The organism is Colwellia maritima (assembly GCF_022669015.1).
Lineage (GTDB): Bacteria > Pseudomonadota > Gammaproteobacteria > Enterobacterales > Alteromonadaceae > Colwellia > Colwellia maritima.
Genome location: NZ_JAKKSL010000001.1, coordinates 1,660,399 through 1,674,630, shown reverse-complemented (window position 1 = coordinate 1,674,630; position 14,232 = coordinate 1,660,399). Strand labels below are relative to the sequence as shown.

At 36.9% G+C, this 14,232-nt stretch carries 11 protein-coding genes and 2 pseudogenes; all 13 read right to left on the bottom strand.

What is annotated here, in order from left to right; genetic code table 11:
• Window position 1: 1 nt before the first annotated feature.
• Window positions 2–1,168: a lipid-A-disaccharide synthase gene (gene lpxB / locus L3081_RS08260; protein WP_242284817.1), complete on the bottom strand. Its 1,167-nt coding sequence runs from the start codon at window positions 1,166–1,168 to the stop codon at window positions 2–4.
• 103 nt (window positions 1,169–1,271) lie between these two features.
• Window positions 1,272–2,043, bottom strand: a pseudogene (gene lpxA, locus L3081_RS08255) (acyl-ACP--UDP-N-acetylglucosamine O-acyltransferase).
• Window positions 2,044–2,064: 21 nt separating this feature from the next.
• Window positions 2,065–2,532, bottom strand: a complete 468-nt coding sequence (fabZ, locus tag L3081_RS08250) for a 3-hydroxyacyl-ACP dehydratase FabZ (protein ID WP_274620370.1) — start codon at window positions 2,530–2,532, stop codon at window positions 2,065–2,067.
• Between the two features lie 109 nt (window positions 2,533–2,641).
• Window positions 2,642–3,688 (bottom strand): UDP-3-O-(3-hydroxymyristoyl)glucosamine N-acyltransferase, encoded by a 1,047-nt coding sequence (gene lpxD, locus L3081_RS08245; RefSeq protein WP_242284815.1) that lies wholly within the window; start codon window positions 3,686–3,688, stop codon window positions 2,642–2,644.
• 3 nt (window positions 3,689–3,691) lie between these two features.
• Window positions 3,692–4,210, bottom strand: coding sequence for an OmpH/Skp family outer membrane protein (locus L3081_RS08240; RefSeq protein ID WP_242284813.1), 519 nt, complete (start codon window positions 4,208–4,210; stop codon window positions 3,692–3,694).
• A gap of 125 nt (window positions 4,211–4,335) precedes the next feature.
• The gene (gene bamA / locus L3081_RS08235; RefSeq protein ID WP_242284812.1) at window positions 4,336–6,810 is read right to left on the bottom strand and encodes an outer membrane protein assembly factor BamA; all 2,475 of its coding nucleotides are present in this window, start codon (window positions 6,808–6,810) and stop codon (window positions 4,336–4,338) included.
• 220 nt (window positions 6,811–7,030) lie between these two features.
• Window positions 7,031–8,393, bottom strand: a pseudogene (rseP, locus tag L3081_RS08230) (sigma E protease regulator RseP).
• Between the two features lie 39 nt (window positions 8,394–8,432).
• On the bottom strand, window positions 8,433–9,626 hold the full coding sequence (ispC, locus tag L3081_RS08225) for a 1-deoxy-D-xylulose-5-phosphate reductoisomerase (RefSeq protein ID WP_242285680.1): 1,194 nt from the start codon (window positions 9,624–9,626) through the stop codon (window positions 8,433–8,435).
• A 38-nt stretch (window positions 9,627–9,664) separates the two neighbouring features.
• A complete protein-coding gene (locus L3081_RS08220; RefSeq protein WP_242284811.1) occupies window positions 9,665–10,531 on the bottom strand; it encodes a phosphatidate cytidylyltransferase in 867 nt (288 codons plus the stop codon).
• Window positions 10,532–10,668: 137 nt separating this feature from the next.
• A complete protein-coding gene (gene uppS, locus L3081_RS08215) occupies window positions 10,669–11,427 on the bottom strand; it encodes a polyprenyl diphosphate synthase (protein WP_338027184.1) in 759 nt (252 codons plus the stop codon).
• 88 nt (window positions 11,428–11,515) lie between these two features.
• Window positions 11,516–12,073: a ribosome recycling factor gene (gene frr, locus L3081_RS08210; protein ID WP_242284809.1), complete on the bottom strand. Its 558-nt coding sequence runs from the start codon at window positions 12,071–12,073 to the stop codon at window positions 11,516–11,518.
• Window positions 12,074–12,191: 118 nt separating this feature from the next.
• Complete coding sequence (gene pyrH / locus L3081_RS08205; RefSeq protein ID WP_242284808.1) at window positions 12,192–12,920, bottom strand: UMP kinase; 729 nt, start codon at window positions 12,918–12,920, stop codon at window positions 12,192–12,194.
• Between the two features lie 302 nt (window positions 12,921–13,222).
• On the bottom strand, window positions 13,223–14,071 hold the full coding sequence (gene tsf / locus L3081_RS08200; protein WP_242284805.1) for a translation elongation factor Ts: 849 nt from the start codon (window positions 14,069–14,071) through the stop codon (window positions 13,223–13,225).
• Between the last annotated feature and the right edge of the window lie 161 nt (window positions 14,072–14,232).

Genomic DNA, 14,232 nt, shown 5'->3' with positions numbered 1-14,232 from the left:
TTTAATTAGGTGTATTGAGTAAATCAATCACTGCCTTGGCTGCTTGTTTGCTTGCATTACATTTTAACTGTTGATGAATCGTATTAAAACTATCATTCAATTGAGTTTGATCATGATATAAACGCGCTTTAACTAAAGGTATAATTTTTTCAGAACATACCTCATCTTGTAATAACTCTGGCACTAAGGTTTTATTCGCTAATAAATTAGGCAAAGAAAACCATTTCAGTTTTACTAACCATTTTGCCAAAAGATAAGTCAACAACGTAAACTTATAACATATCACCATGGGCCTTTTAATTAGGGCTGCTTCTAACGTCACAGTGCCTGATGCCGTCAACAAACAATCACTTGCCGCCATCACCGCTTGCGTTTGGTCAATAATGACCTGTACTTTTAAATTGGGTGCGAATTGGAGCTTAAGTTTACTAAATTGTTCAGCACGTTTTTCGCTGACCATAGGCGCAACGAAAAGTAAGGTTTCATCTTCTTTTTGCAATTGAACAGCACTTTGTAAAAAAGGTTCAAGTAAACGGGATAACTCCCCTCCTCGACTACCTGGCATTAGTGCTAGAATTTTATTTTCAATAGGAAGGCTGAGTTGATCTCTCGCCTGTTTTTTATCACTTACCATAGGGATATCGTCAGCAAGTGGATGCCCAACAAAAGTACAAGGCACCTGATGTTTATCATAAAAATCTTTTTCGAAAGGTAATAACGAGAGCACCATGTCAGTAGCTTTTGCTATTTTGAAAATACGTTTTTCACGCCATGCCCAAACAGAAGGGCTAACATAATGAATAGTTTTGATGCCCTGTTCCTTAAGACGTAATTCTAAACCAATATTAAAATCTGGAGCATCAATACCAATAAATACATCAGGTCTATTCTGGATGAAGTGATGTACAAGGGATTTTCTTACATAAAGCAAGCGATGAATACGACCAAGTACTTCAACAATCCCCATAACTGCGAGCTCTTCCATAGCAAATAAGCTTTCAAAACCAAGCTTTTCCATTTTAGCGCCGCCAATACCAATAAACTGTGCATCGGGATAGTCTGTTTTTAATACTTGCATTAAACCAAGACCAAGGGTATCCCCTGAATGCTCGCCTACAACGATGGCAAAAACAGGAGATAATGTATTAGTCGTTAAGGTTGATGACACCGGGTTAGCTCCTGGGTTTATCTTTTTGCCTGTAATTATAATCATGAGTTTCTAGGAGCTAAACCCAAGAATTTAGCACTATAAAACTGCACTACCTATAATATTATCTGATAATACCGCGTGTTGATTTTTCTATAGAATGCGTAAAAAGCTCAAGTTCTGGGGAGGACTCCCCTTGTGCTGATATCGCCATTAATGCATCGTCAATTGATTGTTTTTTACGGTAAATTTCTTTATACGCACGTTTAATTGATAAAATAATACCACTATCAAAGCCACGTCGTTTTAAGCCTTCGCTATTCAAACCAAAGGGTTTAGCCGGATGACCAGAGGCCATTACATAAGCCGGAACATCTTTTAATACTAATGCATTTGCCGCAATAAAACTGTGCGCACCAATATGGCAAAATTGATGAACTCCTGACATACCACCGATGATGACATGATCACCAACATGCACATGTCCTGCAATTGACGCATTGTTTGCCATAATACAATGATTCCCTACTATACAATCATGTGCAACATGAGTATAAGCCATAAATAAATTGTTACTACCAATTTTCGTTAGGCTATTATCCTGCAATGTACCTCGGTGAATAGTACAACATTCACGAAAGATATTATCATCGCCAATAATCAGCTCAGTAGGTTCACCAAAGATATTTTAAATCTTGGCAATCTTCACCTATACTGGCAAATTGGAATATACGGTTACCTTTGCCTATTTTAGTCGGTCCATTAATAACAACATGCGAACTAATTTGGCAATTATCACCAATGACAACATTGCTTGCTATATGAGTCCACGGACCGATAGTTACATTTTTACCAATAATAGCGCCGGGTTCAACAATGGCTTGAGGATGAATCATAGATGTTTTTTAACCTAATATTTAAAGTTTTCGTTTTGCACACATAAGCTCAGCGGAACAAACAACTTTACCATCAACTTTTGCTTCGCCATAGAATTTCCACATACCACGTCTTTCTTTAATAAATTCAACATGAAGATGCATGGTGTCTCCTGGTACAACAGGTTGTTTGAAACGTGCTTTATCAATAGAAGCGAAAAGATACATTTCGTTTCCTTCTCGACCTTCACTGCTTTTAAAGCCAAGTATGCCCGTTGCTTGTGCTAATGCTTCTAAAATTAATACACCAGGGAAAATAGCAGCATCAGGAAAATGTCCAGTAAAAACAGGTTCGTTAATGGTAACATTTTTAATTGCATGTAAACTTTTATAGGGTTCGTGATCAACTACTTTATCTACAAGTAGCATGGGGTATCGATGCGGGATCAGCTCTTTTATTTCATTTAGTAATATGGGTTTTGCTATTCTGTTTATATCAAGAGAGTCCAATGGATTGTTCCTTTCAGTGGCTTGTACTAATTAATGAGTTAATAAATTAGTACCTAGGTTTGCGTTATTTTATGTTGCCTTTGCGGCTATTATTATACTTAACTATAATCTAATTATTATTTTCGAATTCTTTTTCTAATGCTTTGACACGTTGGGTTAAACTATCTAAGCGTTTTACCCGTGCATTGGTTCTATTCCATTCCTTATTAGGGGCTGCAGGCATACCTGAAGAATAAACACCAGGTGTAGAAATATCTTTTGTAACCATAGCCATACCTGTAAAAGTACAGTTATCCGTGATATTTATATGCCCATTAATACCAACAAGCCCGGCTATGGTACAATTTTTTCCTACCACGGTACTGCCGGCAATAACGCTACAAGCCGCCATGGCAGTATTTTCACCAATAACAACATTGTGCGCTATTTGAATTTGGTTATCGAGTATAACTCCGTCTTTAATGATCGTATCTTCCAGGGCACCTCTATCGATAGTAGTACTTGCCCCAATTTCAACACGGTCACCAATAACAACACGCCCTAATTGAGGTATTTTATGCCATTTGTATTGTGCATTTACTGGAGCATAACCAAAACCGTCAGAGCCAATAACCGTATTCGCTTGAATTAAACAGTCTTCACCAATAATGACATTATGATAGATACTACTATTTGCCCAAAGGCGGGTACCTTTGCCAATTGTTGTATTTTTTCCAATAAAACAACCCGCACCAATACTAACATTATCTTCTAGCTTAACACCTGACTCAATAACGGCATTAGCACCAATATTCACATTTTCACCTAGGGTTACATCATTAGCTATCACAGCACTAACATGTATCCCTTCAGCAATGTTCGGTGTTGTATCAAGTAAGTTAGCTAATATAGCATACCCCATATAAGGGTTATCCATTACTAATGCATTAACAGGACATTGTTCTAGCATGTCAGGAGAGATAATCACTGCACTAGCACGAGTATCACTAAGCTGTGAAATATATTTTTTATTTGCTAAGAAAGCAACATTGCCCTGCTTAGCATTTGCCAGTGTTGCTAAACTAATAATATGACTATCCGCAGAACACTGTGTGTCATGCTTAACAATTAACTCAGCTTGTATATGTGTTGCTATTTCAGCAAGAGTATAAGTCATAAATTATTTAAGTTTACTTACTTGCTCAACCACTTTAACAGTGATATCAGTAGCAGGCTTTGAAAATACAACTGCTTGTTTTGCAAGTACTAGATCATAATTATTTTTAGCTGAAATATTATCAACCGCTTGAGTAACTAACGCTAATAATTTATTAGTTTCTTCGTTTTTACGAACTGAAACTTTTTGTTGAAATTCTTTAACTTTTACTTGGTATTGTTGATATAAACCCGCCATTTTATTTTGCAGATCAGTTTTTTCTTTTTCACTCATTAAAGAGCCATTACGTTTTAAGTTTTCGTCTTCAAAAGTTAAATCTTTTTGAAGTTGTTCGATCACGCCTTTTTCATCCTTAAATTCTGCTTCTAAAGTTTGCATTAAAACAGCAGCTTGAGGAATTTGGCTCATGGCTTCTTGCATATTAACTACAGCAATTTTTTGTTCGAAAGCCATTGCACTACTTGCGAGTAACATAGTTGATGCTGTTGCGGTAATAACCATAGATTTAATAAATTTGTTCAATGTATTTTCCTCTTGTCTTTTTTGTATTTAAATTGAAATATCTTTTATGCACATAGGTTAATTTAACAGCTAAGTGCTATTGTTTACTAGGTAAAGTTTACTCAGTAGCAAGACTATGTATATATTTAAAATGTTTTACCAATATTAAAGCTAAAGAAAGATGTATCATCGTCTTTCTCTTTCTTAATTGTTTTAGCAAAGTTAAATATCATCGGCCCCATAGGTGATAACCACTGAATGGATAGTCCACCCGATGCACGATAACGCTCAACTTCTGAATAATCACCAATTTTGTCAAATTCCACGTCCGCTAAATCTTGGTAGTCTTTCATATCAAATTCAGTATCCCAAACATTACCAACGTCAACAAAAAAACTAGTACGAACACTGTTAGAGTAGCCTTCATCCAAGAATGGCGTAGGAACAATTAATTCAATCCCACCAACAGCAATTGCATTCCCCCCTACACTACGTGTAGATGCTCGAATATAATCATGATCAGGACCTAAACAACAAGCACTGCTTCCTGTTGCATTAGGTGTTCCACCAATCGTTGTTGGAAAACGATATATTGCTCTCGGGCCAACAGTATTGTTTTCAAAGCCACGTAGTGTATCTGAACCACCGGCCCTAAAGTTTTCCCAAAAAGGAAGTAACTGATCATTACCATTGACTTCACCGTAGCCATTACCATAACCTAACTGTAAACGCGTCAAGACTGTCCAACGCTGATCACGTGTTAGCGGAAAATAAAACTTACTATCAAAGTTCACTTTAAAATACTGAACATCCGAGGTGTTAGGTGTCGTCATCTTGAACGATAATTGTTGAGATGAACCCGCCGATGGAAAGGTTCCTCGGTTCAATGTTGAGCGAGAAATATTGGCATTAACATCATAATTATTTAATGTTTTTAACGTGCCTGGATTATCTGACTCTGAGTGCAAATCGTAAAAAGTTTGGATCTGTTCATAAGTTTCTAATGACGTAATACTATTACTCTTAAAGCCTACACCAAAACCAAGTCGTATATACTCGTTAATTGGGAATCCCCAGTTAAGACCGATACCATAAGTTTTGTTATTGTATTGTTCTAGATTAGCTTGTCCCGCATCAAACGCTTGATAAAATATTTGCCCACCTAAAGAGACTGCATCAACGGTAAAGTAAGGGTCAGTAAAAGAAAACGTAGCACTTTTTGAATATGTATTAGTATTGATATTAAAGCCCAAACGGTTACCGGTACCCAAAAAGTTATTTTGTTGTATACCCGCATTTAAACTTAACTTAGTTGAGTCACCATAACCAATACCCGCAGTAAAAGAACCAGACGCTTGTTCTTTTACAGTAAAGTCTACATTCACTAAATCTTCTTCACCGGCAATTTGATTAGTCTCAAATTCCACCGTTTCCATGTAAGGTAATCGAGATAAACGTGCTTTAGAGTGTTCAACCATGTTGTTGGATAGCCAAGCACCCTCCATTTGTCTCAATTCACGGCGTAATACCCTATCAGCAGTAACATGATTGCCACTAAAGTTAACTTTATTCACATAGATACGTTTACCAGGATCAATGGATATAGCCAACTTAACTGTATGGTCTTCATCATTAATTTCAGGGATGGTAGTTACTTTAGGATAAGCATAACCAAATCGACCAAGAAACTTACTAATAACTTCTTCGGTATACGTCACTTCAGCACCATTATAAAGCCTATCGGCTTGCAATGGATTTATCGCTTTAATGGTTTGATCAAAGCCGGCCATATCACCAATAAACTCTACTTCACTGATAGTGTAAGTTTCACCTTCAGTAACATTTAACGCGATATAGACTGATTCTTTGTCCGGTGTCATAGACACTTGTGTAGAATCTACTTTAAAACGCAAATATCCTCGATCCAAATAGTAGCTACTGATAGTTTCCATATCACCTTGTAACGTTTGCTTTTGGTATCGATCTTGCGCCATAAAATTCCACCATGGCGAGTCGAACGTAAGTTCTATCTTATCAAGCACCTGAGCATCAGTAAAAACTTCGTTACCGATTAAATTAATTTGTTTAAGCGCGGCTGCATCGCCTTCAGAAAATTTAAATTCTAAATTTACCCGATTACGAGGTAGATGAGTGATTGTGGTTGTAACATCGGCATTATATTTTCCCACACTATGATAGAAATCTTCCAATCCCATCTCAATGCCTGAAATAACAGTTCGATCTAATGTTTCACCAACACGTATATTACTACCATCTAAACTTTCAGTTAACTGCTCATCTTTTAAATCACTATTACCATCAAAAGTGATTTCACTGATTGTTTCACGTTCTCTTACACGGTAAATAATACGGTTACCATCACGATACACGCGAATATCATTAAAGTGACCAGATTTATATAAAGATTTAATTGACTGGGAAACTCTAAATTTATTTAAATTATCGCCGACGTTAAAAGGAATATGTGTTAATGCTGCGCCTAACGCAACACGTTGTAAGCCTTTGACTTCGATATCTTCAACCTGAAATTCTTCGGCTGCCTGTGTTGTTGTACCTAAAGCGCCTAGTAATACGGCAAAGGCTAATTTTTTAATTATCATAAATGTTTACTTTATTACTTCTTTTAGTTTCTACACTTAGGAGCTAGATTTAAAACCTAAAGCCTACAATTAACCTACTATCTTCACTTCAAAACTCAATCAAACTCACTTAACCTCAATCAAACTCACTTAACAATGTAATACCCATTCATCACTATAATGCAAAAGTGCTATAAGCTTTAATTAAGACAAAAGCTACAACACTCACCATCAAGTATTTTTAATTCAATACCCGGCTAAAATCATTAAACAATGCTATACCCATTAATAGCAATAAAGCTAAAGCGCCAAACTTAAATCCGACTTCTTGGACATTCTCAGGAACCGGTTTTCCTGTCAAAAGCTCTATAAGATAATAGAGTAAGTGTCCGCCATCAAGTATTGGTAAGGGTAAAAGGTTAATAATTCCTAAATTAATACTAATTAGCGCCAAAAAGCCTAAAAAATATACAAAACCATACCCTGCACTGTCACCTGCTCCTTGCGCTATTGCAATTGGCCCACTCAAATTTTTTACGGAAACATCACCTGTGATTAATTTTCCGATCATATCAAAACTCAACGTAACTAAATTCCATGTACGTTTAATACTTTCTCCTACGGCAGAAAATAATCCATAACTAATGTTAATTTGATACTCGTCTGGCCGGCTATCAGTTTTAGGTGAAACACCTAAATAACCAATCAATTTACCATTTTGCTCAACACCTTTTGGTGTTATCTCTAATACTTGTAATTTTCCGAAGACGTTCAACGGTAATAGTTACCGTTTGATTTGGGTAAAGCTTTATTTTTTTTGAAAAATCAAGCCACCCTTCTTCTAATGTTTCACTGTTTAAAGCGATAAGTTTGTCACCTGCTTGTAAACCACCTTCTTCTGCGGGGCTATCTTTGCCAATACGCGCTAATTCATTATATACTTTTGGTCGATACGGCGTAATACCTAAGCTCGTTAACGATGATTGTTTTTCGGGTGAAAACTCCCAATCTTTAGTTGTTAATTCGTAGCTTTTGGCATATTGGCTATTATTACCTTTAGCTTTTATAATGATAGAGTCTGAGCCTATTTCACCAACTAGCGCCAAATTCACGTCTTGCCAATTACGTGTTTGATTACCTGCTACCTCAACAATCTCGGCATCGTTAGGCACTTGAGCAATAGCGGCTATTGATCCTGGAGTAATATCACCAATGATTGGCTTAATACTTGGCACACCAATTAAAAACATTAAATAAAAGGCAAATATCGCGAAAGCAAAGTTAGCTAAGGGTCCCGCCGCAATAATGGCAATGCGTTGATAAATAGACTTCGAATTGAAGGTTTTATCTTTATCTTGCTCCGACACATCATCAACACGTTCATCAAGCATCTTTACATAGCCGCCAAGTGGAATCATTGCGACAACATATTCAGTACCATCAGCAGCCTTTTTACGCCATAGTGCCTTGCCAAAACCTACTGAAAAGCGCTCTACTTTTACGCCATTTTTACGTGCCACCCAAAAGTGACCATATTCATGGACTGTAACTAAAATACCTAGCGCTATAACAAAAGAGGCTAAATTCCATAAAAACTCAAACATTTTTCTTTTTAATCCTTAAATTTGCCAATAAAAATTTAACTAGAAAGTCGCTAATAATTGTTTAGCAAATTCTCTAGCACGCGTATCTAAGGAAATAACCTCATTAATATTACTTACCTGTTCTGAGACAAATTTTTTCACAGAAGTTTCATTTATTTTAAAAATATCGTTAAATTTAATTTTTTCGTCTAAGAAAGCATGCACTGCAATTTCATTAGCAGCATTCAGTGCGGTGCAAGCTCCCTGACCACTTTTACATGCCTCTATTGCCAATTTCAAATTAGGATATTTCTTAAAATCTACTGCTTGAAACTCAAAAGATCCAGTACTAAAAAAGTCTAACGGTGCTACGCCTGAATCAATTCGTTCAGGGTAAGCTAACGCATGTGCAATAGGAGTTCGCATGTCAGGATTCCCCATTTGAGCAATAACAGAACCATCTATATATTGAACCATAGAATGAATTGTACTTTGAGGATGCAGCACAACCTGAATGTCTTCTACGTCTACATTAAATAGCCACTTAGCCTCAATCAATTCTAGCCCTTTATTCATCATAGTGGCGGAATCGACTGAAATTTTTCTGCCCATATCCCAATTTGGGTGAGCACACGCCTGCGCCGGTGTTACAGTTTCAAGTTCACTAAAATCCCAAGTGCGAAAAGGGCCACCTGAGCCCGTCAGAAGTATCTTACTAATGCCATTTTGGTTCAATTGACAATGCCCAACTCGCGCTTGTTCTTGCCAAGGTAAACTTTGAAATATAGCGTTGTGCTCGCTATCAATAGGTAATAATTCGGCTCCTGATTGTTTTACTGCTTCAATAAAAATAGCACCAGATGTCACTAAAGCTTCTTTATTTGCTAATAAAACCCGTTTACCTGCTTTAACAGCCGCTAAGGTCGGCATAAGTCCTGCAGCACCAACAATCGCGGCCATAACAGTATCAGATTCAGGGTTATGAGCAATATCAAGCAAAGCTTCACTACCATAATTAACTTGGATTGCACTTAAGTTTTCCTCAAGTAAACGCAATGACAATTTTTGGGCAGCATGTGCTGAGCCTATCACAACGGTTTGAGGACAAAATTCAATACATTGCTCAACAATTTTTTCTATACTGGCATGAGCTGATAAACTCACAATATTAAACTTCTCTGGGTGTAAACGAACCACCTCTAAGGTACTTTGACCAATAGATCCCGTTGAACCTAATATACATAGGTTCTTGATACTCGAAGCATTAGGCATTTTTGATTCTATCACTTATGTTACCAACCAAAAAATACGTAACAGAGAGCATAAATTGGAGTGGTAGCCGTTAAACTATCTATTCTATCTAGAATACCACCATGGCCTGGTAAAATAGAGCCGCTGTCTTTAATACCCGCTTGACGCTTGAACATACTTTCGTTCAGATCACCTAAAACCGATACTGTTGTAATTAATACCGTCACTAACAGAATTGTAATAATTTGATCAGAATTCCATGACAGTTGATAAGCGGCAATTGCCACTAATATACAAGCAAAAACAACGCCACCCAAAAAGCCTTCAAAAGTTTTTCCTGGACTAACATTTGGCATCAATTTATTTTTCCCAAAAGCCTTACCAACAAAATACGCACCGATGTCGGCACTCCAGACCATTAAAAATAAAAACATAAGTAATTGGGCACCATGGTATGTGTCTGTTTGGTAATCGTTTGTACGAATTACCATAAAAGCAAGCCATGTTGGCACTAACGTTAGCCAACCAAAGACCCCTCGTATTGATCGATGTTTAGCCCAAAAATTACTGGCATTGGGATAAGAGAACATTAAAAATGCTGACAGTATCCACCAACAAACAGCTAACCAGAGTAAAGCTAATGCATATTCATCTAGTTGGGTTGCAGTAATCCATAACTCCGTAGGGGAAATAACTGACCAAATAGCCGCAATCAAAATGATAGTAGTTGCTGCGAAACCTATTCTTCGTTTTTTTGTATCAAACCCCATTAAAGGACCCCATTCCCACGCACCAATACCAATAATAGCGACCAACAAGGCTGCAAAATACTGTAAGGGTAAGTAAAAAATAGCTGAAATTGCAGCAGGAGCTAAAATCAATGCTGTAATAATTCGTAATTTAAGCAAGGTATATCCTTTTTATTTTAGTAATATTCAAGTCTTAGTTTTTATAATTTAATTGACTTAGTTACTTATACCAATCCCACTAACTATGTGTTCATTTCTATTTGTTAAAATAGAGCACTTAATTAATGAAACTGGTATTATTCTTTTGCCTGTTTAACTTGTTCACCCGTTTGACCATAACGACGTTCTCGTTGGTCAAAAACATCTATTGCTTTCTCAAACTGTTCTTCATCAAAGTCAGGCCACAGAATATCGGTAAAATATAATTCTGCATAGGCTGCTTGCCATAATAAAAAGTTACTAATACGATAATCACCACCGGTACGAATCAATAAATCGAGCGCCGGTAATTCGGCTAAACAAGTCTGTGAATGAAGTAATTTTTCATCAATGTCTTCCAAAGATATTTCACTATTTTTAACTTGACTCGCCAATATTTTAGCAGCGTTAGCAATATCCCATCGACCACCATAATTAGCCGCTATTGATAAAATTAAACCGTCGTTGTTGGCAGTTAGCTGTTCTGACTTTTTAATACTTTTTTGTAATTTATCAGAAAAACGACTTACATCCCCAATCACTTGAAAACAAATATTATTTTTATGCAAACGCTTCACTTCTCTCGTGAGCACATACATAAATAAATCCATCAATACACTAACTTCTTTTTCGGGTCTTTGCCAATTTTCACTGCTAAAGGCAAATAACGTTAATGCTTTAACCCCTGCTTTGCGCGCACCTTTAACAACCGCACGTACTGACTCTACGCCCGCTTTATGACCTGTAACACGTCTTTTTCCCTGAGCTTGCGCCCAACGTCCATTACCATCCATAATAATAGCAATATGTGCAGGAATTTTTTGTGCTTTATCTAGTGAGACTATATGAGTAGTCACTAACTATCCTTTCGTACCAAATTTTATTAAACAAACAAAAACGCCAGTATGTATTAACAATACCCTGGCGTTTATTTACAGAAACAACTTAAATTTCCATCAACTCAGCTTCTTTTTTAGCTAATATATCATCGACTTGTTTAACAAAAGTATCTGTCACTTTTTGAATTGTATCTTCTGCTTGGTGATGTTCATCTTCACTAATTTCTTTATCTTTCAACAAGCTTTTAAAATCTGAATTAGCATCACGACGAATATTACGAATAGCCACTTTTCCGCCTTCTGCTTCACCACGAACAACTTTAACTAAGTCTTTACGGCGTTCTTCAGTTAATGGTGGTAGTGGAATACGTATAAGCGTGCCATTTGATTGAGGATTCAAGCCAAGATCTGATTTCATGATCGCTTTTTCTACTGCTGAAATCATCCCTTTATCAAACACAGTAACAGAAAGGTTTCGAGCATCAGGCACTGAAATATTGCCAACTTGGTTTAATGGTGTTTCCATACCATAGTACTCAACACTAATATTATCTAATAGTGAAGCATGCGCACGTCCTGTTCTAATTTTATTTAAGCTGCTCTTTAGAGATTCTATGCTTTTTGCCATGCGATCTTGCGCATCTTCAATAATTTCGTCTATCACAGTATTTCTTCCTACAATTATATCAATAATGTTAAATTCAAAATCTTATACAACACCGCAAACTATAGAATATTTGCGGTGTGTTTAACCTGAGTTAGGTTATTTAAACAAAGTCAGTTTATGACTTTCTAATTACGGTGCCTTCTTCCTGTCCCATAATAACAGCTTTAAGTGCGCCAGGTTTATTCATGTTAAAGACACGAATAGGCATGTTATGGTCGCGAGCCAAGGTAAAAGCGGCTAAATCCATTACTTTTAATTCTTTGTCTAATACTTCATCAAACGTTAATTTACTATATAGCTCAGCTTCTGGATTTTTCACTGGATCTTCTGAATAAATGCCATCAACTTTCGTTGCTTTTAATACAACATCTGCTTCAATTTCAATACCGCGTAGGCACGCCGCAGAATCAGTGGTGAAAAAAGGGTTTCCTGTACCTGCTGAAAATATAACAACACGGCCTGATTTTAATAAACTGATAGCATTGGCCCAATTATAACGTTCACAAACACCCGCTAAATCAATTGCTGACATTAAGCGAGTATTAACAAAGGCACGATGAAGCGCATCACGCATTGCTAATCCGTTCATTACCGTTGCTAACATCCCCATTTGGTCACCAACAACACGATTCATGCCGGCTTGGGCTAGTCCAAGACCACGAAACAAATTTCCGCCACCGATAACTAATCCGACTTGAATATCCATTTCGACTAATTCTTTAATTTCTTGTGCCATGCGATCAAGAATTTTAGGATCAATACCAAAGCCTTCTTCACCCATAAGCGCTTCACCACTAAGTTTAAGAAGAATACGACGATAAGATGGTTTTGAATTAGTAGTCATGTGAGAAAATTCCTATTTGGCTCGCAAAAAAAAGGCTAGGGTCAAAAAGACCGCGAACATTTTAATACGTTTAGCTTATCCAAGAAAGCCTTAACTGAAAAAACTCCCTTTTATTATGCTATTTAAATGTTTTCCATGAAAAAATCGCATAAAAAAACGCCTACCAAGGTAGACGTTTTATTGTAATTCTAACTAGTTGCGCAAATAACAAGATGCTTGGGCTTTTTTATCTTGATCGCATATGCAATATGTGACTCAGTGAAAAGCAAATGCAGCAATGTTATCGGTTCAAATAGGAAGAATTAAGCTTTAGCAGCGGCAATTTGTGCTTCTACTTCTGCAGCGAAATCTTCATCTTTCTTCTCAATACCTTCACCTACTTCTAAGCGAACAAAAGAAGAAATAGTAATGCCTTTCTCTTTTAATACTTCACCTACCGTTTTCTTAGGTTCCATAATGAAAGCTTGGCCTGTTAATGAAACTTCACCCGTAAATTTACGCATACGGCCAGTTACCATTTTTTCAGCAATCTCTTGTGGCTTGCCTTCATTCATGGCGATATCAATTTGGATAGCTTTTTCTTTTTCAACAACTTCTGCAGGCACATCTTCTGGAGAAAGATATTCAGGCTTACTTGCTGCTACATGCATTGCAATATGCTTAAGTGATTCTGCATCACCTTCGCCGGCAACAACAACACCAATAGTTGCGCCATGACGGTAAGAAGCTAACGCGGCACCTTCAACATACTCAACACGACGTACATTGATGTTTTCACCAATTTTAGTTACTAACGCGATACGTTTTTCTTCAAATTGTGCTTGAAGCGTTTCAATTGTAGATTTAGCTGCTAATGCAGCGTCTAATACTTCATTAGCAAAAGCTAAGAAGTTAGCGTCTTTTGCTACGAAATCTGTTTGACAGTTCACTTCAACTAAAGCAGCAACACCGTTTGCATCTTTAATTAAAATAGCACCTTCAGCAGCAATGTTACCTGCTTTTTTAGCTGCTTTTGCTTGACCATTCTTACGCATATTTTCAATCGCAAGTTCCATGTCGCCATCAGCTTCTTGTAACGCATTTTTACAATCCATCATGCCCGCAGCTGTGCGTTCACGAAGTTCTTTAACCATTGCAGCAGTAATTGCCATGAGTTAATTCCTCTGTTTTCAGTTATCCCCATATGGCTGTTTAAGTAATGAAACTCGCCAACAGTATAATCACGGGAATAAATAGTAAATTAGGTGTCATAAAAGCAAAGAATAAATAATATGTTATTTCAATGCTTTTATGATAAACGAAATGTTTTGCT